The sequence below is a fragment of the Micromonospora sp. NPDC000121 genome (assembly GCF_042899165.1).
GTDB lineage: Bacteria > Actinomycetota > Actinomycetes > Mycobacteriales > Micromonosporaceae > Micromonospora.
The window spans coordinates 790878-814538 of the sequence record NZ_JBIAZP010000002.1; the positions used below are offsets into that span (position 1 = coordinate 790878).

16 protein-coding genes are annotated in these 23661 nt (G+C 73.6%); 9 read left to right on the top strand and 7 right to left on the bottom strand.

All coding sequences use genetic code 11. The annotated features are described in order from the left end of the window. Positions 1 to 10: 10 nt before the first annotated feature. On the top strand, positions 11 to 5512 hold the full coding sequence (gene pulA / locus ACFY23_RS10240) for a pullulanase-type alpha-1,6-glucosidase (RefSeq protein WP_350686282.1): 5502 nt from the start codon (positions 11 to 13) through the stop codon (positions 5510 to 5512). Between the two features lie 111 nt (positions 5513 to 5623). On the opposite strand, the gene ACFY23_RS10245 is transcribed toward pulA, so the two are convergent. Together ACFY23_RS10245 and ACFY23_RS10250 are read right to left on the bottom strand one after the other, a co-directional pair. Beyond that, complete coding sequence (locus tag ACFY23_RS10245; protein ID WP_350686079.1) at positions 5624 to 7258, bottom strand: hypothetical protein; 1635 nt, start codon at positions 7256 to 7258, stop codon at positions 5624 to 5626. 649 nt (positions 7259 to 7907) lie between these two features. Further along, entirely contained in the window at positions 7908 to 9389 is a 1482-nt protein-coding gene (locus ACFY23_RS10250) for an aminopeptidase P family protein (RefSeq protein ID WP_350686081.1), read from the bottom strand. Between the two features lie 212 nt (positions 9390 to 9601). On the opposite strand from ACFY23_RS10250, the gene asnB reads away from it, so the two are divergent. Together asnB and ACFY23_RS10260 are read left to right on the top strand one after the other, a co-directional pair. After that, a complete protein-coding gene (asnB, locus tag ACFY23_RS10255) occupies positions 9602 to 11563 on the top strand; it encodes an asparagine synthase (glutamine-hydrolyzing) (RefSeq protein ID WP_350686083.1) in 1962 nt (653 codons plus the stop codon). 324 nt (positions 11564 to 11887) lie between these two features. Then, entirely contained in the window at positions 11888 to 12823 is a 936-nt protein-coding gene (locus ACFY23_RS10260; protein WP_350686084.1) for a PfkB family carbohydrate kinase, read from the top strand. 72 nt (positions 12824 to 12895) lie between these two features. Here the strand turns inward: ACFY23_RS10260 and ACFY23_RS10265 are convergent, their stop codons facing one another. Together ACFY23_RS10265 and ACFY23_RS10270 are read right to left on the bottom strand one after the other, a co-directional pair. Continuing rightward, complete coding sequence (locus ACFY23_RS10265; protein ID WP_350686086.1) at positions 12896 to 13726, bottom strand: MBL fold metallo-hydrolase; 831 nt, start codon at positions 13724 to 13726, stop codon at positions 12896 to 12898. Beyond that, positions 13723 to 14127 (bottom strand): hotdog domain-containing protein, encoded by a 405-nt coding sequence (locus tag ACFY23_RS10270; protein ID WP_350686087.1) that lies wholly within the window; start codon positions 14125 to 14127, stop codon positions 13723 to 13725. Before ACFY23_RS10270 ends, ACFY23_RS10265 begins: the two co-directional genes overlap by 4 nt. 191 nt (positions 14128 to 14318) lie before the next feature. Between ACFY23_RS10270 and ACFY23_RS10275 the strand changes: the two genes are divergently transcribed. Further along, on the top strand, positions 14319 to 15359 hold the full coding sequence (locus tag ACFY23_RS10275; RefSeq protein WP_350686088.1) for a phosphatase PAP2 family protein: 1041 nt from the start codon (positions 14319 to 14321) through the stop codon (positions 15357 to 15359). 187 nt (positions 15360 to 15546) lie between these two features. On the opposite strand, the gene ACFY23_RS10280 is transcribed toward ACFY23_RS10275, so the two are convergent. From ACFY23_RS10280 to ACFY23_RS10290, 3 genes are all read right to left on the bottom strand, one after another. After that, positions 15547 to 17067, bottom strand: coding sequence for a PH domain-containing protein (locus ACFY23_RS10280; RefSeq protein WP_387037528.1), 1521 nt, complete (start codon positions 17065 to 17067; stop codon positions 15547 to 15549). Between the two features lie 71 nt (positions 17068 to 17138). Next, entirely contained in the window at positions 17139 to 17678 is a 540-nt protein-coding gene (locus ACFY23_RS10285) for a PH domain-containing protein (RefSeq protein WP_350684011.1), read from the bottom strand. Between the two features lie 22 nt (positions 17679 to 17700). After that, positions 17701 to 17931 (bottom strand): hypothetical protein, encoded by a 231-nt coding sequence (locus ACFY23_RS10290; RefSeq protein ID WP_350684012.1) that lies wholly within the window; start codon positions 17929 to 17931, stop codon positions 17701 to 17703. Positions 17932 to 18210: 279 nt separating this feature from the next. Between ACFY23_RS10290 and ACFY23_RS10295 the strand changes: the two genes are divergently transcribed. The 5 genes from ACFY23_RS10295 to fabI all read left to right on the top strand — a co-directional run bounded on the left by ACFY23_RS10295 (position 18211) and on the right by fabI (position 23602). Then, complete coding sequence (locus ACFY23_RS10295) at positions 18211 to 19317, top strand: MoxR family ATPase (RefSeq protein WP_350684013.1); 1107 nt, start codon at positions 18211 to 18213, stop codon at positions 19315 to 19317. Then, positions 19296 to 20300: a DUF58 domain-containing protein gene (locus ACFY23_RS10300; protein ID WP_350684014.1), complete on the top strand. Its 1005-nt coding sequence runs from the start codon at positions 19296 to 19298 to the stop codon at positions 20298 to 20300. Before ACFY23_RS10295 ends, ACFY23_RS10300 begins: the two co-directional genes overlap by 22 nt. Further along, positions 20297 to 21247 carry a VWA domain-containing protein gene (locus ACFY23_RS10305; RefSeq protein WP_350819588.1) on the top strand — a complete coding sequence of 317 codons (951 nt, stop codon included), beginning with the start codon at positions 20297 to 20299 and terminating at the stop codon, positions 21245 to 21247. Before ACFY23_RS10300 ends, ACFY23_RS10305 begins: the two co-directional genes overlap by 4 nt. Before the next feature lie 847 nt (positions 21248 to 22094). Then, on the top strand, positions 22095 to 22799 hold the full coding sequence (locus ACFY23_RS10310; RefSeq protein ID WP_350684016.1) for a beta-ketoacyl-ACP reductase: 705 nt from the start codon (positions 22095 to 22097) through the stop codon (positions 22797 to 22799). A 35-nt stretch (positions 22800 to 22834) separates the two neighbouring features. Beyond that, a complete protein-coding gene (gene fabI, locus ACFY23_RS10315) occupies positions 22835 to 23602 on the top strand; it encodes an enoyl-ACP reductase FabI (protein ID WP_350684017.1) in 768 nt (255 codons plus the stop codon). Positions 23603 to 23661: the final 59 nt, after the last annotated feature.

Sequence of the window (23661 nt, forward strand, 5' to 3'; positions counted from 1 at the left end):
AAGGCCGTCGATGAAACCCCCGCCGATACCGCGCAAGGCCCTGCTCGCCCTCGTCTCCCTGCTCACCCTCACCCTCGTGGGCACCCCGGTCGCCGTACACCAGCTCGGCGCCGACGCCGCGGACGCCACCGACGGCACCGGCCCCCTCGCCGCGGCCGGCGCCACCCAGTGGCGCGCCGAGCCCTCGGCCCAGGCGCTGCTGGAGGCCGGCGGCAACCAGGCCCGTGCCGAGCAGTTCTACTTCGTCCTGCCGGACCGGTTCGCCAACGGCGACCGGCGCAACGACGCCGGCGGCCTGACCGGGGACCGGCTCTCCACCGGTCTGGACCCCGAGGACAAGGGCTTCTACCACGGCGGCGACCTCAAGGGCGTCATGGACCGGCTCGACTACATCGAGGGGCTGGGCACGACGGCCATCTGGCTCGCCCCGATCTTCAAGAACCGTCCCGTGCAGGGCACCGGGTCCGACGTCTCGGCCGGCTACCACGGTTACTGGATCACCGACTTCACCCAGGTCGACCCGCACTTCGGCACGAAGGACGACCTGAAGCGGCTGGTGAGGCTCGCCCACCAGCGCGGGATCAAGGTCTACCTCGACGTCATCGTCAACCACACCGCCGACGTCATCAAGTACGCCGAGGACAAGTACACCTACGTGGACAAGGCGACCTCCCCCTACACCGACGCGCAGGGGCGGGCCTTCGAGGATCGCAACTACGCCGACGGCAGCCGGGACTTCCCGAAGGTCGACACCACGTCGTTCCCGTACACCCCGACGTTCGACACCCCGGCCGACGCGAAGGTCAAGGTCCCGGCGTGGCTGAACGACCCGACGATGTACCACAACCGGGGCGACTCCACCTTCGCCGGGGAGAACAGCGAGTACGGCGACTTCTTCGGTCTCGATGACCTGTGGACCGAGCGTCCCGAGGTGGTGCGCGGGCTCACGAAGGTCTACTCCGAGTGGGTGGAGTCCACCGGCGTCGACGGCTTCCGGCTGGACACCGTCAAGCACGCCAACCTCGACTTCTGGCCGCAGTTCAGCCAGGGCATCGAGCGCGCCGCGGACCGCGCGGGCAAGCCGGACTTCTTCATGTTCGGCGAGGTCTACAGCGCCGACCCGGAGATCACCTCGACGTACGTGCGGCGCGGCGGCCTGCCGGCCACCCTCGATTTCGCCTTCCAGGACGCGGCGCGCGGCTACACCGCCGGCGACGGCTCCGCCAAGGCGCTCGCCGACGTGTACGCCCGCGACGACCTCTACCGCTCCCGCGACACCGACGCGCGCCGGCTGACCACCTTCCTCGGCAACCACGACATGGGCCGGATCGGCTCGTTCATCGCGGGCGGCGGCACCGACCCGGCCACCCACCTGCGCCGCGACCGGCTCGCCCACGAGCTGATGTTCCTCACCCGCGGCCAGCCGGTGGTCTACTCCGGCGACGAACAGGGCTTCACCGGCCCCGGCGGCGACAAGGACGCCCGGCAGGACATGTTCGCCTCCCGCACGCCGGACTACCTCGACGACGACCTGCTCGGCACCGACCGGACGCACGCGGTCGACCAGTTCGACCCGACGCACCCGCTCTACCGGGCCATCGCCGAGCTGGGTGCGCTGCGCCAGGCGCACCCGGCCCTGCGCGACGGCGTCCAGGTGACCCGGTACGCCGCCGACGGCCCCGGCGTCTTCGCCTTCTCCCGGATCGACCCGAAGCAGCGCACCGAGTACGTCGTCGCGGTGAACAACGCCGCGACCGCGCAGACCGTCACCGTGGACACCTGGTCGGCCGGCGCCACCTTCACCGGCGTCTACGGCGCCTCGGCCGCCCCGGTCGCCGCCGCCGACGGCAAGCTCACCCTGACCGTGCCGCCGCTGTCGGCGGTGGTGCACCGCGCCGGCGCGCCGATCGCGCTGCCCGACGCCGCGCCGCAGATCACGATCACCGCCCCGGCGCCCGGCGAGCCCGTCGCCGCGAAGGCCGCCGTCACCGCCCAGGTCACCGGCGACCCGCTGGCCACCGTCACCGTCGCCGCCCGCGTGGCCGGCGGGAAGTGGACCCTGCTCGGCAGCGCCGACCGGGCCCCGTACACCGTCCACCACGACCTGACCGGGCTGGCCGGCGGCACGGCCGTCGAGTACAAGGCCGTCGTGCGCGACGGCAAGGGGCGGACCGCGGCGGCCCGCTCCACGGCCACCGTCGGCACCCCGGCCCAGTCCGCCTCGCGGGACTGGGCGGTGGTGCACTACCAGCGCCCGGCCGGCGGCTACGACGACTGGGGCCTGTACGCCTGGGGCGACATCGACCCCGCGTACGCCACGGAGTGGCCCAAGGGACAGCCGTTCGCCGGCGAGGACTCCTACGGCCGGTTCGCCTGGGTGAAGCTGAAGCCGGGCGCGAAGTCGGTCGGCTTCCTGGTGGTCGACAAGTCCGGCGACAAGGACGTCGGCCAGGACCGCACCATCGACGTGACGCAGACCGGCGAGATCTGGCTCAAGCAGGGCGACCCGACGATCTACCCGACCCGGCAGGCCGCCACCGGCGAACCCGACCCGCCCGTCGAGGACGGCACCGCCGTCATCCACTACCGCCGCGCCGACGGCAACTACGACGGCTGGGGCCTGCACCTCTGGGACGGCGCCGCCAACCCGACCGACTGGGCCAAGCCGATGGCACCCACCAGCGTCGACGCCTTCGGCGCGGTGTTCCGGGTGCCCCTCGCAGCCGGGGCCACCGGCCTGAGCTACATCATTCACAGGGGCGACGAGAAGGACCTGCCGGAGGACCAGCGGCTCGACTTCGCCACCGCCGGCCGCGAGGTGTGGCTGCTCGCCGGCACGCCCGGGCGGCTGCTGCCGTCCACCGCGTCCGGCGCCGCCAGGGACGTCGACATCACCAAGCAGAAGGCGCACTGGATCGACCGCTCGACCGTCGCCTGGCAGACCGGGCCCACCGACGGCAGGACGTACGCCCTGGTCACCGCCCCGGCCGGCGGGGTCACCGTCGCCGACGGCGAGCTGGCCGGCACGTACACCACGCTGCCGCTGGCGGCGCAGCGCAACGGGCTCACCGAGGCCCAGCGCGCGGCCTTCCCGCACCTGTGGGCGTACCGGAGCTTCACCCTGGACCGGCGGGACCTGGCCAAGGTCCCCGCGGCCCTGCGCGGGCAGCTCCTGGTGACCGAGCGGGACGCGGAGGGCACCCTGCTCGCCGCGACCGGCGTGCAGATCCCCGGCGTGCTCGACGACGTCTACGCGAGGGCCACCGACGCGAAGCTCGGGCCGACCTTCGCCGGCAGGGTGCCGACGCTCGCGGTGTGGGCGCCGACGGCGCGGCAGGTGTCGCTCCAGCTCTTCGACTCGCCGACCGGGCAGCCGAAGGCGGTGGCGATGCGCCGCGACGACCGCACCGGCGTCTGGTCGGTGCGCGGCGGCCGGGACTGGTATGGCAAGTACTACCGCTACCAGGTGCAGGCGTGGCAGCCCGCGACGCAGCAGATGGCCACCGCCGCGGTGACCGACCCGTACTCGCTGGCGCTGGCGCCGAACTCCACGCACAGCCAGATCGTGGACCTGGCCGACCCGGCGCTCGCGCCGGCCGGCTGGGCGACCCTGCGCAAGCCGGCGGCCGTGCCGTCGACGAAGGTGCAGATCTCCGAGCTGTCCGTACGGGACTTCTCCGTCGCCGACACCACCGTGCCGGCCGAGCGGCGGGGCACCTACCTCGCCTTCACCGACCCGCGTACCGCCGGCATGACGCACCTCAAGGCGCTCGGCGACGCCGGGGTGACGCACCTGCACCTGCTGCCCGCGTTCGACTTCGCGACCATCCCCGAGCGCCGCGCCGACCAGCGCCAGCCCGCCTGCGACCTGGCCGCGCTGCCGCCGGACTCCGAGGAACAGCAGAAGTGCGTCGCGGCCGTGGCCGACACCGACGGCTACAACTGGGGGTACGACCCGCTGCACTACACCGTGCCGGAGGGCGGCTACGCCGTCGACCCGGCCGGGGCGAGGCGCACCACCGAGTTCCGGCAGATGGTGGCCGGGGTCAACGGCGCCGGGCTGCGCGTGGTGATGGACGTCGTCTACAACCACACCTCGGCGGCGGGCGCCGACCCGAAGTCGGTGCTGGACCAGGTCGTGCCCGGCTACTACCACCGGCTCCTGGAGGACGGCAGCGTCGCCAACTCGACCTGCTGCGCCAACACCGCGCCCGAGCACGCCATGATGGGCAAGCTCGTGGTGGACTCGCTGGTCACCTGGGCCAGGGCGTACAAGGTGGACGGCTTCCGCTTCGACCTGATGGGCCACCACCCGAAGGCGAACATCCTGGCCGTGCGCGAGGCGCTCGACGAGCTGACCGTGGCCCGCGACGGCGTGGACGGGAAGAAGATCCTGCTCTACGGCGAGGGCTGGGACTTCGGCGAGGTCGCCGGCGACGCCCGGTTCGAGCAGGCCACCCAGGCCAACATGGCCGGCACCGGGATCGGCACCTTCAACGACCGGCTCCGCGACGCGGTGCGCGGCGGCGGGCCGTTCGACGCCAACCCGCGGGTGCAGGGCTTCGCCTCCGGCCTGTTCACCGACCCCAACGGTGATCCGGTGAACGGGTCCGCGGCCGAGCAGAAGGCCCGCCTGCTGCACCAGCACGACCTGATCAAGGTGGGGCTCACCGGCAACCTGCGCGGCTACCGGTTCACCGACTCCGCCGGCCGGCAGGTCACCGGCGCCCAGGTCAACTACAACGGCTCGCCCGCCGGTTACACCGCCGCGCCGGGGGAGGCGGTCACCTACGTCGACGCGCACGACAACGAGATCCTGTACGACGCGCTGGCGTACAAGCTGCCGCAGGACACCCCGGCGGCGGACCGGGCCCGGATGCAGGTGCTGGCGCTGAGCACCGTGGTGATGGGGCAGGGCACCGGGTTCGTCACCACCGGCACCGAGCGGCTGCGCTCGAAGTCGCTGGACCGCAACTCCTACAACTCCGGTGACTGGTTCAACCAGATCCGCTGGGACTGCGCCCAGGGCAACGGGTTCGGCGCCGGCCTGCCGCCCGCGCAGGACAACCAGGACAAGTGGTCGTACGCCAAGCCGCTGCTGGCCGATCCGGCCCTGGTCCCGGACTGCGCGGCGATCACCATGACCGACGCCCGGTACGCCGAGCTGCTGAAGATCCGCGCCTCCTCGCCGGTCTTCGGCCTGACCACGGCGGAGCAGGTGCAGAAGCGGGTCGCCTTCCCGCTCTCCGGCACGGCCGAGACGCCCGGTGTGCTCACGATGACGCTGGACGGCCGCGGCCTCGACGGGCGCTGGAAGTCGGTCACGGTGGTCTTCAACGCCACCCCCGAGACGGCGAAGCAGCAGCTGACCGGGCTGCGTGGGGCGGACGTGGCGCTGCACCCGGTGCTGCGGACCTCGGCGGACGAGGCGCTCCGCACGGCCTCGTTCGACCGGGCGAGCGGCACGTTCACCGTGCCGGCCCGCAGCGTGGCGGTGTTCGTGCAGAGCTGACGCGCGACGCGAACCGGCCCCCTCCCGCGGTGCGGGAGGGGGCCGGTTCCTGTTCGCCCGATCCGTGCGGCCGGTGCCGGTGGCGCCGGCCGCACGTGACCCGGAAGGTGATCAGCCGAAGCAGTTCTCCACCGGCGACGGGCTGCCCTTGCAGTTCGTCGGCTTGTTGCCCGTGATGGCGGACTTGTCGTCCACGTTGACCTTGCCGAGGAAGTTGAACACCCCGCCCGGCTTCAGCGTGGAGAAGTTGTTCGCCACCTTGGTGTCGTGCAGGTTGACCTTGCCGAGCACGTTGAAGATGCCACCGCCGATGCCGATCGGCCCGACGGCCCGGTTCCCGACGATCTCGCTGTCGCGGAACGTGGCCTCGCTCAACAGGTTGAACAGGCCGCCACCGAAGAACCCGGCGACGTTCTCCTTGATCTCGCTCTTCTCGACCGTGGCGTGGGTGCCGAAGGCGAACGCGAGGCCCCCGCCCACGCCGACGGTGGTGTTCTTGGCGACCAGGACGTGCTCCAGGTCGACCCGGCTCTCAGCCGCCGCGACACCGCCCCCCGCGACCCCGGCGAAGTTGTCGGTGATCTTGGAGTAGCTGACGCTGGTGTCGCCCCCGACGTCGAGCAGGCCGCCGCCGAAGCCGAGCGTCTCGTTGCGGCTGATCTCGCTCTTGTGGACCCAGACGGTGCCGCCGTCGATGTCGTGGCGCCGCAGCAGGCCCGGAGCGCCGTTGGCGATGCCGCCGCCGCCGATGATGGCCTGGTTGTGCGTCACCTTGGACTCTTCGACCCTGAGCAGCCCGGCGTTGAAGATGCCACCGCCGAAGAAGAAGGCGGTGTTGTCCTCGACGGTCGTGTGGCGCAGGCTGGTCTTGCCGTAGTTGGCGATGCCGCCACCGTTGCCGCCCGACTGGTTGCCCACGACGTGCGTCTTCTCGAGGTGGGCCTTGCCGCCGGGCCGCACCAGGATGCCGGCCCCGTCGTGCGTGCCATCCTTCTTGTGCGTCTCCGCGGCGGCGTTGGTGCCGGGCCCCGGGTTGGCGTTCGCCGCCGCTGCGCCCTTCGGCGCGGCCTGGAGCAGCTGGAGGTACGGCTTGCCGGCCTGGGCCGCGGCGGTCGCCTCGACGGAGTTGGCGTAGCGCGACCACACCGCCTCCGGCGTCAACCCCGGCTCCTTCTTGCGCTCCACGGTCTGGCCGTTCTTGATGGTCAGGCCCTTGAGCGTCAGGTCGCCGCCGCTGCCGACGTTGAAGATCCGGAACTGCTCGGCGGTGGCGTCCCGTTCGATCTTGGTGTCGTGACCCTTGAGCGTGATCTTCTCCTTGATCACCGGCAGGCCGTTGCCGTGCTTGTCCGACCGGGTCAGCTTGTAGGTGCAGTTCTTGGCGAGATTGAACTCGCCGCCGTGGTTGTTGTTGGCGGAAATGATCGCCTGGATCAGCTTGTCGGAGTCGCAGGGCACCTCCTTCCCACGGTCCTTGTGGTCCCGGTCCTTGTCGTGCCGGTCCCGGTCCTCCTTGCCCTCGCGGCGCTCCTCGCCCTCGCGGCCCTGGTCGCCGTCCTTGGAGACCTGAGCGGTGGACCAGTTCAGGGCGTCCGCGCCGACGGCGCCGGCGCCGGTGGCCACACCCACGGCGGCAATGCTGACCACGCCGGTCAACCCGGCCACACCGCTGGCGAGCCAGAGCTTGCGGCGACGCTTCTGCGCCGCCGGCCGCTCGGAGTCGTTGTTCGATAGGTAGTTGGACATCGGAGCTCTCTGCCCTCTCCTCGTACCAGACAGGGTCGCGGCGCCACAGGCGAGCGTCCCCTGCTACAAATCGGTTGTAGCTCCCGAACCAGACAGTATGAGAATGTTCCTCACCTCGAAGGCATATCCGAAAGAACCCCACATTCGGTACGGGTCCCTTGTCCGCGGTGCGGACGGCCCGGGCGGGTCGATCAGCCGCAGCGGCACCGGTAGGTGTACCGCCTGGCTACGGTACGTAGTCGACGCAGACCGCTTTGATCCGCGCGGAACGGTCACGGAGGGCGTGGGCGGATGCCGAGGGCTCCTCCGGACCGCTCGGGCGGCGCGGAGGAGCCCTCTCTGTGTGGTGGTGCTTCCCGGTGTTCAGCCGAAACAGCGGTCCCGGACGACCGGGCTGCCCTGGCGGAGCGGCCAGCCGCAAACGGGGCTGCAGCCTCCGACGACCACCGTATGAGAAGGATCCTCGTGACAGGGACGTATCCGAAAAAGGCCCACATTCGCCGTGGATCCGGCAGGAACGGGGGCAACCGGGTGGCCGGGCGACATGGGCTCTGAGCAGGGCAAAGACCGACGGGCCCCGCCTCCGGAACCACGACGTCGGACGTCGCGTGCCGGCGGGCGGGGCCCGTCGTGTGGTCGTACGCTCGGATCAGCCCGGCAGGCGCGGCCCCGCCTCGCGCTGCTCGGCCAGCCAGGTCTCCACCTCGTCGGCCCGGCGCGGCAGCCCGGCGGAGAGGTTCACCGCGCCGGTGGCGGTGACCAGGATGTCGTCCTCGATCCGCACGCCGATGCCGCGCAGCTCCTCGGGAACCAGTTCGTCCTCCGGCTGGAAGTAGAGCCCCGGCTCGACGGTGAGCACGTAGCCCTCGCCCAGGACGCCGTCCCGGTACTTCTCCTTGCGGGCGTCGGAGCAGTCGTGCACGTCGATGCCGAGCATGTGGCCGAAACCGTGCAGCGTCCAGCGCCGGTAGATCGTCGACTTCTCGTCCATCGCCTCGTCCACGCTCACCGGCAGCAGGCCCAGGTCGGCCAGCCCCTCGGTGAGGGCCCGCATGCAGGTCAGGTGCACGTCGCGGAACCGCACCCCCGGCTTGATCACGTCGATGCCGGCCTGCTGCGCGGTGTGCACGACGTCGTAGACCTGGCGCTGCAGCGGGGTGAACCGGCCGTTGACCGGCAGCACCCGCGTCACGTCGGCCGTGTAGAGGTTGCGGTTCTCCACGCCCATGTCCATCAGCAGCAGCTCACCCGGGCGGGTGGTGCCGTTGTTGTGCACCCAGTGCAGGATCGTCGCGTGCTCCCCGGCGCCGACGATCGAGCCGTAGCCGACGTCGTTGCCGTCGTGCCGGGCGCGCAGGGCGAAGACCCCCTCCAACAGGCGCTCGGAGACGCCCCGGTCCGCCGGCAGCACCCGGGCCACGTCCTCGAAGCCCCGCACAGTGGCGTCGATCGCGTCCTGGAGCTGGGCGATCTCCCACTCGTCCTTGACCAGCTTGTGCTCCGCGATCGTGACCGCCAGCTCCCAGTCGCGCGCCGGCTGACCCTCCGCGCGGGGGCCGTCGTACGGGCGCACGGCCGCGTCCACCCGCGCGTCGAAGCCGCGCAGCACCCGGGTACGACCCGGCGCCAGGTCGGCCAGCGCCGCGTCCAGCTCGGTCAGGTCGGCGGTCGGCAGGCCCAGCTCGGTCGACTTCTCCGTCAGCGTGTGCCGCCGGCCGACCCACAGCTCGCCGTGCCGGCTGCGGAAGAACTCGTCGTTCTGCCGGGACGACCGGGGGCGCATGTACAGCGTCGCGTCGTGGCCGGACCCGTTCGGCCGCAGCACGAGCACGCTGTCCGGATCGTGGTCGCCCGTCAGGTAGACGAAGTCGCTGCCCGGCCGGAACGGGTAGGCGGTGTCGTTGGCGCGTACCTTCTCGCCGCCGGTCGGGATGACCAGGGTCTCGCCGGGGAAGGCCGCCGAGAGCGCGGCGCGGCGCTTGGCGTAGTTCGGCACCTCCGGCCGCGGGCCGATCGGCAGCGTGGTGTCGCGCCAGCCCTGCCGCATGAACGTCAGGAACGCCTCCGGGAACTCCGGGTCGTGGGACTCGGTGCCGTCCGCCGGCTTGTTGTCGGTGCGTTCCTCGGTCATGCTCCGCTCCCTCCGCGTCGTTGCTGGTCCTGACGGTACCCCGCGCCGTGCCGGCCCGGCCGTCCCGGTACGCCCCACGCCCCGCGGGCGGCCGAGGCCGCAGGTCGGCCCGTGCGCCGGCCTGCCCCACCACCGCCGACCCGCCCGCCTGGAGCGCGACAGAGCCTGCGGTGCCGCGACGCCCGCTCGGGACGCGTGGAAAGATGACCACCATGTGCGGACTCCTGGCCTTCTTCAGCGCGCGCGGCGACGCCGCCGCCCACCGCGACAACATCGCCGGGGCGTTGGAATGCCTGCACCACCGCGGACCGGACGAGACCGGTGTCGAGGTGGTCGGCGACGCCTCCGGCCGGTACGCGGACGGGGTGTTCGCGCACAAGCGGCTGGCGATCATCGACGTGGCCTCCAGCCACGAGCCGTTGCCCTACGCGGGCGGGCGCTACCTGCTCACGTTCAACGGCGAGATCTACAACTACATCGAGCTGCGCGAGGAGCTGATCCGGAACTTCGGCGCCCAGTTCGCCACCGCCGGTGACGGCGAGGTGATCGTCGCCGGTTACCACTACTGGGGCGAGCAGGTGCTCACCCGGCTGCGGGGCATGTTCGCCTTCGTCATCTGGGACCGGCAGGAGCGGCGCGCGTTCGGCGGCCGGGACTACTTCGGCATCAAGCCGATGCACTACCTGGAGACCGCCGACGGCCTCTACCTCGCCTCCGAGAAGAAGGCGCTGCTGCCCTTCGCGCACTCCAACTACCAGGGCGACGCCGGCATCGACACGGCGAACCTCAGCCACTACCTGACGCTGCAGTACGTGCCCGAGCCCGGCACCCTGCACAAGGGGATCAACCGGATCGGCTCGGGCGAGTACCTCACCTGGACCCCGGGCGGGCGGATCGACGTGCGGCGATGGTACCGGCCGGTGTTCCGGCCCACCCCGGTCGACGACGAGCAGCGGCTCTACCACGAGATCCGGGAGACGCTGCGGGAGAGCGTCCGGATGCACATGCGCTCCGACGTGCCGGTCGGCTCGTTCCTCTCCAGCGGCATCGACTCGACCGCCGTGGTGGCCCTGGCCCGCGAGTTCAACCCGAACATCCTCACCTTCACCGTCGGCTACGACGTCCCGGGCTATTCGGAGATCGACGTCGCCCAGGAGTCGGCCCGGCACCTCGACGTGACCACCATCCCGACGAAGATCGGGCCGCAGGACATGATCGAGGCGCTGCCGAAGATCGTCTGGCACCTGGACGACCCGGTGGCCGACCCGGCGCTGGTGCCTCTCTACTTCGTGGCCAAGAAGGCCGCCGAGCACGTCACGGTGGTGCTCTCCGGCGAGGGCGCCGACGAGTTCTTCGGCGGCTACACCATCTACCGCGAGCCGCTGTCGTTGAGTTCGGTCAACGGGCTGCCCGGCGGGGTGCAGAAGGGGCTGCGGGCCGTCTCCAAGGCGATCCCGCAGGGCGTCAAGGGCAAGAGCTTCCTGGAGCGCGGCACCACGCCGATCGAGCAGCGCTACTACGGCAACGCCCGGATGTTCACCGAGGAGGAGAAGCAGCACCTGCTGCGCCGCTACGACCCGTCGGTCCGCTACACCGACGTCACCGCGCCCATCTACGCCGAGTGCACCGAGCTCGACGACGTGACCAAGATGCAGTACGTCGACCTCTACACCTGGCTGCGCGGCGACATCCTCGTCAAGGCCGACCGGATCTCGATGGCCCACTCGCTGGAGGTGCGGGTGCCGTTCCTGGACCGGGAGGTCTTCGACGTGGCGTCGCGGATCCCGGTCGACCTCAAGCTGCCGCCGCGCTCCGACGCCACCAAGTACGCGATGCGCCAGGCCCTCCAGGGCGTGGTGCCGCCGGCCATCGTCAACCGCAAGAAGCTCGGCTTCCCGACCCCCACCCGGGTCTGGCTGCGCGGCGAGATGTACGAGTGGGCCCGCTGGGTGCTGTCCAACTCCGGCGCGGGCGAGCTGATCGACCTGTCGTACGCGATGCGGCTGCTGGAGGAGCACAAGCGGGAGGAGGCCGACCACTCCCGCAAGGTGTGGACGGTGCTGATCTTCTGCGTCTGGCACGCGATCTTCGTCGCCAAGACCCTCGACCCGGGCATCCAGCGCAACCAGTCCGCCCTGCTCACCAAGCCCGTGGTCGGCTCCATGGTCCGCTGACCCCGGCCGCCTCGGGCGACCCGGCCCAGGGTCGCCCCGTCGATCAAGAGGTTTGCGTCCCCGGAAGTGCTCCCGGAGGACGCAAACCTCTTGATCGTTTCCGAGGGGCCGACCCGGTGCCGGGGAGGGGTTGCTGCCGGTGGTGCGGTGGCCGGGTTGAAGGTCAGTCGCGCTCGGCGAGCAGGCCACCGAACCTGTCCCAGCCCCTCGCCTCGCACGCCGTCCAGTAGGCCAATACGGTGGCTTCCGCGCTCGTAATGGCGCGTACTGTGCCAGCCTGGTGCGACGAAACGCGGTCGGCGCGGGTGCGGACGGAGGCCGGAGATGGGATACGCGGTGGTGCTCGGCGAGGCACTGGTCGACCTGCTCGACACCGAGTGCGACGGGGCGCCGGTCTACCGGCAGGCCATCGGCGGTGGGCCGCTCAACGTGGCCGTCGCCGTCGCCCGGCTCGGCGGCGCGGTGCAGTTCGTCGGGTCGCTCGGCGACGACGTCCTGGCCGGGCGGATCCGCGACTTCCTGAGCGGCGTCGGCGTGGGCCTGGCCGGCGCGGTCACCGTCCCCGTCCCGACCGCGCTGGCGGTGGCCACCTTCGCCGGCCCGGAGCCCGACTTCCGGTTCTACGGCCAGCCGCCCTCCTACGGCCTGCTCGGCCCCGACGACCTGGACGCCGACCTGCTCGCGGGCGCCGACGTGCTCTACTGCGGCTCGATCGTGCTGCTCCAGCCGCCGGTGCTGGCCGCGGCGCGCCGGGCCTGGGCGCTGGCCTCCGGGCTGCGGGTCTTCGACCCCAACGTGCGCCACCGGCTGCTCGACGGGCCGGCGGCGCTGGCCGGGCTGCGGGAGGTGGTGGCCGAGTTCGCCGCCGGCGCCCACCTGGTCAAGCTGAGCGCCGCCGACGCCAAGCTGCTCTACCCCGGCGAGCCGGAGGAGGGGGTGGCGGCGTACCTGCGGGAGCTGGGCGCCGGGACCGCCGTGGTCACCCTGGGCGCCGCCGGCGCGGTGGTCGCCGCGGCCGGTGCCGATCCGGTACGCGTGCCCGCCCCGAAGGTCGACGCGGTGGACGCCACCGGCGCCGGTGACGCGGTGATGGGCGCGCTCGTCGCGGACCTGCTGGTCGGCGGCGAGCCCGCCGCCCCGGCGGACTGGCACGAGCGGGTGGCCTTCGCGCTGCGGGTCGCCGGCCTGGTCTGCGAGTCGCCCGGGGGCGCGACCGCCATGCCCACCCGCGCCGAGGTCCTCGACCGGTTCGCCCGCTGACCGGCCCGCCGGCCGGACCTGGCCCGCCCGCTGACCGGGCCCGCCGGCCGGATCTGGCCCGGGAAGGTCGCGTCAGGCGGTGCCGTCGAGTTCGGCGTAGCCGCGGCGGGCGGCGTGCAGGGCGGGCCGGGCGCCGAAGGGCGCCTCGGCCGCGACGCGCTCGGGCGGGGCGCTGCCGGTGTGCCCGGCGCGGATGAGCCAGGCCAGCTCGACGAGCTGCTCGTGCTGCGCGCGGACGAACGCGGCGTCCACCGGGTCGCCGTGCCCCGGCACGACGACGGTGGTCGGGGTGGTCATCCGGAGCAACTCGGCCACCGTGTCCGGCCACTGCAACGGGTAGGACTCCTCGAAGGCGGGCGGCCCGCTCTGCTCCACCAGGTCACCGGCGACCAGCACGTCGGCGTCCGGCACGTGCACCACCAGGTCACCGGCGGTGTGCCCGCGACCGGGGTGGCGCAGCACCACCCGCCGGCCACCCACGTCGAGCACGGTCTCGCCGTGGACGGTGTGCGTCGGCGCCAGCAGCGCGGTGCCGGCCAGCTCCTCGGCCAGCGCGGGGTGCTCGTCGCGCATCTCCGCGTACGCCTCCCGGCGCAGCCGGTCCGCCTCCTCGCGCATCGCCTCGGCGGCCACCTCGTGCGCGTACACCGGGCGGGGTGGGTCGGCGGCGAGCGTGGCGTTGCCGAAGCAGTGGTCGAAGTGGTGGTGGGTGTTCACCACCGTCCACGGGTGGGGGGTGACCGCCCGGGCGGCGGCGGCCAGCTCGGCGGCCTGCCCCGCGGTGGAGAGCGTGTCGACCAGCAGCGCGGCGCCGTCGCCGACGACCAGCGTGACGTTGACGTGCAGCAGCGGCTCGCGCAGCACGTGCACCCCGTCGGCGACCCGCACGAAGCGGCCGGTCACGACGACCCGGCCGCGCGGTCCACGAAGCGCTGCCGGTCGACCAGCACCCGCTCCACCCGGCCCTCGGCGACCGTCTCGTCGCCGTCGCGCACGCTCACCTCGAAGTGCAGCCGCCGCCCCTCGACCGCGGCCAGCCGGGCCTGCGCCACCACCGTCCGCCCCACCGGCGTGGCCGCGCGGTGGTCGAGCTCCACGCGGGTGCCGACCGTCGTCGAGCCGCTGGGCATCCGGGCGGCGGTGGCCGCCACCGTGGCCGCCTCGGCGAGGGCGAGCACCCGGGGCGTGCCCAGCACCGGCACGTCCCCGGAGCCCACCGCCTGGGCGGTGTCGGTGTCGGTGACCGTCAGCTCCACCCGGGCGGTCAGGCCCGGCGTCAGGGCCGGCTCCGGCTGCTCCTGCATGGCCAAAGCCTAGACGAGGCGGGCCGCGGCCGGCGGGCCTCCGTGCCGCCCCGACGGCGCACCGGGTCCGAGGGGAGCGCCGGTCGAAGGTCCGCGCGCCGCGCACCACCGTCGGCCGGCGTCGCGCCCCTGACGACGCCGCGGGTGGTCGGCGTCGGTGGATGCCGCCCCCGCCGTTAACCTTGACCGCGATGTCTGTCGCGACCGACCCCCAGCCCCCCGCCCGGACCGGCCCGCCCGCCTCGCCCGACGGCGGACGCCGTCGCGTGGTCGCGATGACCGTGTGGGGGGTCGCCTTCGTCGCCGGCTGGCTCGGCATCGGCCTGCCGACCGACCCGGCGTACGCGTTCCTCTGGATCTGGGCGGCGACGGTCGCCTGGAACAGCAGCCGGCCGTGGCGCAGCCACCTGCGCTTCGCCCGCGACTGGGTGCCGGTGGTGCTGCTGCTCGCCGTCTACAACCTCTCCCGGGGCTTCGCCGACAACGGCGCGACGCCGCACGCGTACGAGCTGATCGTCGCCGACCGGGTCATGTTCGGCTGGGCGACCGGCGGCGAGGTGCCGACGGTCTGGCTCCAGCAGCACCTCTACCGGCCCGAGGTGCACTGGTGGGACGTCCTGGTGAGCTGGGTCTACTTCTCGCACTTCGTGGTGGCGCTGGCCGCCGCGGCGGTGCTCTGGCTGCGCGACCGGGGGCGCTGGGCGGCGTTCATGCGTCGCTGGGGCTTCCTGTGCGCCACCGGCCTGGTCACCTACTTCCTCTACCCGGCGGCCCCGCCCTGGTGGGCGGCGCAGAACGGGCTGCTGGAGGAGGTCGCGCGGATCTCCACGCGGGGCTGGAAGGCGTTCGGCATGCACGGCGCCGGCAACCTGCTCAACGCCGGGCAGATCGCCTCCAACCCGGTGGCCGCCATGCCGTCGCTGCACACCGCGTTCGCCCTGTTCGTGGTGCTGTTCTTCCTCCGGCAGACCCGCCGCCGCTGGTGGCCGCTGCTGCTGGCGTACCCGCTGGCGATGACCTTCACCCTGGTCTACAGCGGCGAGCACTACGTCATCGACGTGCTGGTCGGCTGGGCGTACGTCGGGATGACCTTCCTGGTGGTCGGCCTGGCGGAACGCTGGTGGGCGGCCCGCCGGGCCCGCCAGGCCGGGGCGGAGGCCGCCCCCGAGCCGACCGAGCCGACCGAGCCGCCAGCCTCCGCCGAGCCGCCGGCGGTGTCGGCGACGCGCTGAGCGCCCGCCCCGCGGCGGTCGCGATCTGCGCGTGCCGGTCGGCCGGGCGACCACGGGCCGCGCAGCCGCCGGGCCGCGACCCGTGCGTGCCGGTCGGCCGGGCGGGTGACCTCGGGCCGCGTAGGCCGCCGGGCCGCGACCCGGTCAGCGGGTCGGCCGGGTGGCTGAGCGCCGATGCGGGAAGCGGTCAGCCGGCCCGCCGGGCGGCGCGCGCCCGGGCCGTCAGCTCCGCCGCCAGGGCCCACGCCTCGGCCAGGTCCCGGTCCCGCGCGGCCGCGCCGGCGCCGCCGGCCGTGTCGGCGTGCACCGTCGCCAGCCGCAGCCGCCGCTGCGCCGGCCCCTGCACCACCCGCACGCTCTGGATCCGGGCGTACGGCACGAGCGCCACCTGCCGCGTGAGCAGGCCGGACCGCACCGCGAAGACCCGGGCGTCGAGGCCGGCGCCGAGCACGCGCCGGCTCAGCGGGTTGAGCCAGCGGGCCCGCGTCGGCGGCGGGGTCAACGGCAGCGTGCTCAGGCGCACCCCGGGCATCACCTCGGCCACGATCGCCTCGCCGGTCGGCAGGTCGCCAACGGGGAGCAGGCGGTCCGGCCGGTTGCGGTCGTCGCTCTCGCCGGCGGAGTAGCCGGCCACCTCGAGGCGCAGCCGGAGCCAGCCCTTGACCCGCCACAGCAGCGGCCAGGTCACCCCGACGGTCTGCACCCGGTCCAGCGGGACGGTCTGGGCGCGGGTCTCCAGCAGCCCGTTGCGGATGCGCAGCGTGCCCTCGTCCCGGGCGAGCCGGAAGTTCCACTCGTCGAGCACCCGGCGCACCGGTTGCAGCAGCACGCCGGCCATGGCGGTCAGGGTGCTCGCCACCGCGATGAACGACCACGACTCCTCGGAGAGGAACTGCGCGACCACGAACGCCACGCCGAACGGGATCATGAACGCCTGCGGGGTCAGTAGTTGGCTGACCAGCAGGTCCCTGTTCGCGACGGTGTGCAGCGGCCGGCCGGGCGGCGCGGGCGTCTCCGCCGGGGCCGCCGCCGTACCGGCCGGCGCCGGCGCGGTCCCGCCGGCCGCCGCCCGCTTGGCCAGGGTGAGCAGCCGCCGACGCAGGGCGGTCGCGTCGGCGACGCTCAGGTATGCCAGCGGCGCCTCGGTCTTGCCGCCGCCGACCACCTCCAGCCGCAGCTCGGCCAGGCCGGTGAGCTGGGCGAGCAGCGGGCGGACCACCTCGACGGCCTGGAGCCGCTCCAGCGGGATCGCCCGGGTGCGCCGCCAGATGAGCCCCTCGTGCACCCGAAGTTCGCGGCCGACCACGTGGTAGCCGGTGTAGTACCAGCTGACGACCGCCAGCACGGTGGCGCCCAGCGCCAGCACGACCGCCATGAGGGCGAACCAGCCGAAGCCGACCCGGGAGAGGGTCGACCAGGACAGGCCGGCGATCACCACGAACAGCGACTTGGCCCCGTGCAGCGCGGGGCTGAGCGGGTGCAGCCGCTGCCGGGGCTCGGCGTGCTCCGGCGCCGCACCCCCCGGCACGGCCGGGACGACCGGAGGAGGTGCCGCCGGGCCGGGCGGCGGGGCGTCGGGCGCCGTGCCCGGCCTGCCCGTGGGGCCCGCGAGTTCGTGCGGGATGTCCGGCGCGGGGCCGGAGGGCGGGTGCGGGCCGTACGGCGCCGGTCCGGGTGCCGCGGGAGGGCCCTGGGCGGCGGGCGGCATCGTCGCCGGGCGGAGGCCGGGCTCCATCCCGGGCGGCTCGGTCCGGTCCGTCGCGCGGCCGGCCGGGTCGCTCACAGGCCCTCCGCCCGGTCCTCGCCGAGCGCGGTGAGCCGGTCGCGCAGCCGGGACGCCTCCGCCGGGCGCAGCCCCGGCACCCGGGCGTCGCTGGCCGCCGCGGCCGTGTGCAGCTGGACGGTGGCCAGGTTGAACGCCCGCTCCAGCGGCCCGGCGCTGACGTCCACGAACTGCATCCGCGAGTACGGCACGATGGAGAGCCGCCGCACCAGCAGGCCGTGCCGGACCAGCAGGTCGTCCTCCCGTTCGGCGTACCCCCAGGCCCGTACGGCCCGGACGATGGCCACGACCCGCAGGGCGCCCAGCAGCAGCACGACACCGCCCGCCGCGCCGAACGGCCAGGCCCCGCTGAACGCCCAGCCGACGCCCAGCCCGAGCAGGACGACGACCAGCACCATCGCGAGCCGGAGCAGCTCCACCCAGATCAGGTCGGGCGAGATCGGCTGCCAGCGGACGGTGTCCGGCCACGGCTCCAGGGGGCCCGCCGGCGGGCGGGGCGGTGCCGGCGGCGGGCCGGCGAATCCGTCACCGTTCACCGAGGAGATCCGTTGTGCGCGCTCACCCTTCGAGCGTAGGCGATCCGACCACCGGTACGACCTCCCGCAGGAACCCGCGGGCGTCGAGAAAGTCGCCGAGGGAGGAGCGGTGGTCGGCGCAGGCCAGCCAGGTCTTGCGCCGGTCGGTGTCGTGCAGCCGGGGATTGTTCCACCGCAGCGCCCACCGGGCGGGGACACGGCAGCCGCGGGACGAACAGATCAGCGGCTCGTCGGCGGGGAGGGGATCGCTCATCCCGCCCAGTCTAGGGCGGCGGGAGGGCCGAAGATTGAGCGCCGGGCGGCCACGGGGGGAGCCGCCCGGCGACGGGGTGAATCGTACACACGCCGGGGCCGTCCCTGTCCACCCGTGAACGGCGATTCCGCGACGTGGGACGGTGTGGCGGGGCCGGCGATCCGGCGTCCCGGGACGGCGCGGCGATAATCGGGTTCTCCCCACCTCGGCACTCAGCCGGGCATGCGAGTCTTGATACGCACCACGCCGCACGACAACCGATCACGCTGTGGAGGACCGGTGGCCCAGCCGACCACGCCCGACGCCCCGACGCCCAACGGGACGGGCCCGCAGACACCCGCGCCGGTGACCACGCCGGCCGAGGACGCGACCCTGCTGGAGCGGGCGCTGTTCGAGATCAAGCGGGTGATCGTCGGGCAGGACCGGATGGTGGAGCGGATGTTCGTCGCGCTGCTCGCCCGGGGCCACTGCCTGCTGGAGGGCGTCCCCGGGGTGGCCAAGACGCTCGCCGTGGAGACGCTCGCCAGGGTCGTCGGCGGCTCCTTCGCCCGGGTGCAGTTCACCCCGGACCTGGTGCCGGCCGACATCATGGGCACCCGCATCTACCGGCAGTCGAGCGAGAAGTTCGACGTCGAGCTGGGCCCGGTCTTCGTCAACTTCCTGCTCGCCGACGAGATCAACCGGGCGCCGGCCAAGGTGCAGTCGGCGCTGCTGGAGGTGATGAGCGAGCGGCAGGTCTCGATCGGCGGCGAGACGCACCGGGTGCCCAACCCGTTCCTGGTGATGGCGACGCAGAACCCGATCGAGCAGGAGGGGGTCTATCCGCTGCCCGAGGCGCAGCGGGACCGCTTCCTGATGAAGATCCTCGTCGGCTACCCGACCGACGCCGAGGAACGGGAGATCGTCTACCGGATGGGGGTCGCCCCGCCCGAGCCGGCGCCGGTGTTCACCACCGCCGACCTGGTCGCCCTCCAGCACAAGGCGGACCAGGTCTTCGTGCACAACGCCCTGGTCGACTACGCGGTCCGGCTGGTGCTGGCCACGCGTGCCCCGGCGGAGCACGGCATGCCGGACGTCGCCCAGCTCATCCAGTACGGCGCCAGCCCGCGCGCCTCGCTCGGCCTGGTCCGGGCGACCCGCGCGCTGGCGCTGCTGCGGGGCCGGGACTACGCCCTGCCGCAGGACGTGCAGGACATCGCGCCGGACATCCTGCGCCACCGGCTGGTGCTCAGCTACGACGCGCTCGCCGACGACGTGCCCGCCGACCACGTCGTGCACCGGGTGATGTCCACGATCCCGCTGCCCTCGGTCGCGCCCCGTCAGCAGGCCACACCGACGCCGACCGCCGCACCGCCGGGCGCGGGTTGGCCCGGGCAGCGGCCGTGACCTCACCCGTCCGTCGGCCCGCCGACGTCCCCTCGGACCGCAGCGAAGCCATCCTGTCCCGGCTGCAACTGCTGGTCACCCGCAAACTCGACGGCCTGCTCCAGGGCGACTACGCCGGCCTGCTGCCGGGCCCGGGCAGCGAGGCGGGGGAGTCCCGCGAGTACCGCCCCGGCGACGACGTACGCCGGATGGACTGGCCCGTCACCGCCCGCACCACGATGCCGCACGTCCGGCGTACGGTGGCCGACCGGGAACTGGAGACGTGGCTGGCGGTGGATCTTTCGGCCAGCCTGGACTTCGGCACGGGCCGGTGGCTCAAGCGCGACGTCGTGGTGGCGGCCGCGGCGGCGCTGACCCACCTGACCGTGCGCGGCGGCAACCGGATCGGCGCCGTGATCGGCAGCGGTGGCGGCACGAGCGCCCCGGCGCGCCGGTGGCGGAGCGCGCCGCCGGTCCCCGGTCCGGACGTGTTCACCCGGGTGCCCGCCCGCTCCGGCCGCAAGGAGGCCCAGGCGTTGCTGCGGGCGATCGCCGGCACCGAGATCCGTCCGGGGCGCAGCGACCTGGGCACGCTGGTCGACATGCTCAACCGGCCGCCCCGGCGGCGGGGGGTGGCGGTGGTCATCTCCGACTTCCTCGCCCCGACCGACCGTTGGGCCCGGCCGCTGCGCAAACTGCGCGTGCGGCACGACGTGCTGGCGATCGAGGTGGTCGACCCCAGGGAGCTGGAGCTGCCCGACGTCGGGGTGCTGCCGGTGGTCGACCCGGAGACCGGCGGGCTGCACGAGGTGCAGACCGCCGACCCGCTGCTGCGGCACCGCTACGCCGAGGCGGCGGCCGCCCAGCGGGCGGGCATCGCCGCCGCGCTGCGCGGCGCGGGCGCGGCCCACCTGCGGCTGCGTACGGACCGAGACTGGCTGCTCGACATGGTGCGCTTCGTGGCCGCGCAGCGGCACGCCCGCACCAGGGGGACGACACGATGATCCGTTTTCTGCAACCGTGGTGGCTGCTGGCCGTGCTGCCGGTGCTGGCCCTCGCCGGGCTCTACGTCTGGCGGCAGCGCAACCGCCGGGCGTACGCGATGCGGTTCACCAACGTGGACCTGCTGCGCACCCTGGCGCCGAAGGGGCTGGGCTGGCGGCGGCACGTGCCGGCGACCGCGTTCCTGCTCTGCCTGCTGGTGCTGGCGACCGCGCTGGCGCGGCCGGCGGTCGACACGCGGGAGCCGCTGGAGCGGGCCACCGTGATGCTGGCCATCGACGTGTCGCTGTCCATGCAGGCCGACGACGTGGCGCCGAACCGGCTGGAGGCGGCGCAGGAGGCGGCCAAGCAGTTCGTCGGCGAGCTGCCGGAGAGCTACAACCTGGGGCTGGTCTCGTTCGCCAAGGCGGCGAACGTGCTGGTGCCGCCGACCAAGGACCGGGAGGCGGTGACCAGCGCGATCGACGGGCTGGTGCTGGCCGAGGCGACGGCGACCGGGGAGGCGGTCTTCACCTGCCTGGAGGCGATCCGGTCGGTGCCGGCCGACGGCGCGGCGGGGATCCCGCCGGCCCGCATCGTGCTGCTCTCCGACGGTTACCGCACCTCGGGGCGGTCGGTGGAGGAGGCGGCCTCGGCGGCGCAGGCCGCCAACGTGCCGGTCTCCACGATCGCCTTCGGCACCGACTCGGGGCAGGTGGACATCGGCGGGCAGTTGCAGCGGGTGCCGGTGGACCGGCTGGCCCTGGCCGACCTGGCCGAGGCCACGGAGGGCTACTTCTACGAGGCGGCCTCGGTGACCGAGTTGAAGCAGGTCTACCAGGACATGGGCAGCTCGATCGGGTTCCGGACGGAGCCGCGCGAGGTCACCCAGTGGTACGCGGGCGTGGCCCTGCTGCTGGCGCTGTGCGCCGGCGCGCTCAGCCTGCTCTGGTCCTCCCGCATGCTCTGACGCCCGGGACCGCTGGCGGCGGGCGGTCGACGCCCGCCGCCGGCGCGGACGAGGGCTTCGCCGGCGCCGCCGAGGTCGACGGGTAGCGGCACCGGGCGGTCGTGCCGGCGCGGACGAGGACGGGCGTCCGGTGCCGACCGCCGGCGCGGACGACCACTGCCGGCGGCGGGTGTCAGTGGCCGGCGAGGACGAAGATGACGGCCACCCAGACGGCGGCGAGGGTGAAGCCCAGCGGGGCGACGTAGCGGCTCATGGACGGCTCCGGGTGGCGACTGGACGGTCCGCGGGCGGGGCGGGACCGCAGGGGTGGATCAGGACGCGCACACAGAAGTCGTGACCGGGCGGCTCCCGGCGGGCGGCACGGCGCGATCGGCCGGCGTGGGGCCGGGGACCGGGCGGGTGCGGGGAGCGGAGCTGGGTCAGCTCACCTGCTGAGTCGTGGCTCAGCGGGGCTGACGGACGGCCCGGCCACGACTGGGAGGATCGCTATCTCGCACAGCGATCACCTCCTGCGGTCGGCGGGGCCCGGAACGCGGGCCGCGACCGGCCCGCAAACGCCGATGATCGTACACCCGACGGCGTCCCTTCCCGTACTCGGCCCATCGGCTGCGGTCGACCGCCCGTCCGGCTCGGGCCGCCGTCGCCGCCGCCCCTCGCGCGGAGCGTCGAGCGTCGGCCCGTGGTCCGCGTACGGGGCCCACCGGGCGGGCCGCCCCCGGCCGGTCCGGGGCGACGCGGGCGCGATCCGTGCGTCGTGACCCGGCCTGACGTGCCCACAGTTAGCGCTTACCTGCCGGTAACGCCTAGGCTCCGACCGACCGGGAGATCACTGAGCAGAGGGGGACCCGTGGCCCGTACCGTCCTGGTGACCGGCGGCAACCGGGGGATCGGCCTGGCGATCGCGCAGGCCTTCGCCAAGCAGGGCGACCGGGTGGCGGTGACCCACCGCAGCGGCGACGCCCCCGAGGGGCTGTTCGGGGTCCGCTGCGACGTCACCGACTCCGACTCGGTCGACGCGGCCTTCACCGCCATCGAGGCCGAGCTGGGGCCGGTCGAGGTGCTGGTCGCCAACGCCGGCATCACCGACGACACGCTGCTGATGCGCATGTCCGAGGACCAGTTCACCCGCGTGCTGGACACCAACCTGACCGGCGCGTTCCGGTGCGCCAAGCGCGCCTCGACCAAGATGCTCCGCGCGAAGTGGGGCCGCATGATCTTCATCTCCTCGGTCGTCGGCCTCTACGGCGGCCCCGGCCAGGTCAACTACGCGGCGAGCAAGGCCGGGCTGATGGGCGTGGCCCGCTCCATCACCCGCGAGCTGGGCAGCCGCAACATCACCGCCAACGTGGTCGCGCCCGGCTACGTCGAGACCGACATGACCGCGGCGCTGCCCGAGGACCGCAAGACCGAGTACCGCAGGGTCATCCCCGCCGGCCGCTTCGCGCAGCCGGACGAGGTCGCCGGCGCGGTCACCTGGCTGGCCGGGGACGCCGCGGGCTACATCTCCGGCGCCGTCATCCCCGTCGACGGCGGCCTCGGCATGGGCCACTGACAGCGGTCACTGAGAAACTACGGAGGAATCCCTGCATGTCCGGACTGCTCGCCGGTAAGCGGCTGCTCGTCACCGGCGTCATCACCGACGCCTCGATCGCCTTCTCGGTGGCGAAGCTCGCCCAGGAGAACGGGGCGCAGGTCGTGCTCACCGGCTTCGGCCGGCTGTCCCTGGTCGAGCGGATCGCCAAGCGGCTGCCCGAGCCGGCGCCGGTTATCGAGCTGGACGTGACCAACGCCGAGCACCTCGCGGGGCTCGCCGACCGGGTGCGCGAGCACGTCGACGGCCTGGACGGGGTGGTGCACTCGATCGGCTTCGCCCCGCAGAGCTGCCTCGGCGGCGGCTTCCTCGACGCGCCGTGGGAGGACGTGGCGACCGCGCTGCAGGTCTCCACGTACTCCTACAAGTCGCTGGCCATGGCGGCGCTGCCGCTGATGTCCGCCGGCGGCGCGGTGGTCGGCCTGACCTTCGACGCGACGAAGGCGTGGCCCGTCTACGACTGGATGGGCGTGGCCAAGGCGGGGCTGGAGTCGGCCTCCCGCTACCTGGCGCTGCACCTGGGCAAGCAGGGCATCCGCAGCAACCTGGTGGCCGCCGGCCCGCTGCGCACCATCGCCGCCAAGTCGATCCCCGGCTTCGAGCAGTTCGAGGACGCCTGGACCGAGCGCGCGCCGCTGGGCTGGAGCCTCACCGACCAGGAGCCGGCCGCCCGGGCCTGCCTGGCGCTGCTGTCCGACTGGTTCCCGGCCACCACCGGCGAGATCGTCCACGTCGACGGCGGCTACCACGCCATCGGCGCCTGAGGTGTGAGGAAGGGCCCCCTTATAGCAGGGGGCCCTTCCTCACACCCGGGGCGAGGGGG

Bases quoted from the DNA above. Each gene is read 5' to 3' on its own strand.
- ACFY23_RS10260 (WP_350686084.1), top strand. From the start codon at position 11,888: ATGGGATACGCGGTGGTGCTCGGCGAGGCACTGGTCGACCTGCTCGAC.
- ACFY23_RS10270 (WP_350686087.1), bottom strand. From the start codon at position 14,127: ATGCAGGAGCAGCCGGAGCCGGCCCTGACGCCGGGCCTGACCGCCCGG.
- ACFY23_RS10305 (WP_350819588.1), top strand. From the start codon at position 20,297: ATGATCCGTTTTCTGCAACCGTGGTGGCTGCTGGCCGTGCTGCCGGTG.
- asnB (WP_350686083.1), top strand. From the start codon at position 9,602: ATGTGCGGACTCCTGGCCTTCTTCAGCGCGCGCGGCGACGCCGCCGCC.
- ACFY23_RS10245 (WP_350686079.1), bottom strand. From the start codon at position 7,258: ATGTCCAACTACCTATCGAACAACGACTCCGAGCGGCCGGCGGCGCAG.
- ACFY23_RS10290 (WP_350684012.1), bottom strand. From the start codon at position 17,931: ATGAGCGATCCCCTCCCCGCCGACGAGCCGCTGATCTGTTCGTCCCGC.
- pulA (WP_350686282.1), top strand. From the start codon at position 11: ATGAAACCCCCGCCGATACCGCGCAAGGCCCTGCTCGCCCTCGTCTCC.
- ACFY23_RS10275 (WP_350686088.1), top strand. From the start codon at position 14,319: ATGTCTGTCGCGACCGACCCCCAGCCCCCCGCCCGGACCGGCCCGCCC.
- ACFY23_RS10280 (WP_387037528.1), bottom strand. From the start codon at position 17,067: ATGCCGCCCGCCGCCCAGGGCCCTCCCGCGGCACCCGGACCGGCGCCG.
- ACFY23_RS10250 (WP_350686081.1), bottom strand. From the start codon at position 9,389: ATGACCGAGGAACGCACCGACAACAAGCCGGCGGACGGCACCGAGTCC.
- fabI (WP_350684017.1), top strand. From the start codon at position 22,835: ATGTCCGGACTGCTCGCCGGTAAGCGGCTGCTCGTCACCGGCGTCATC.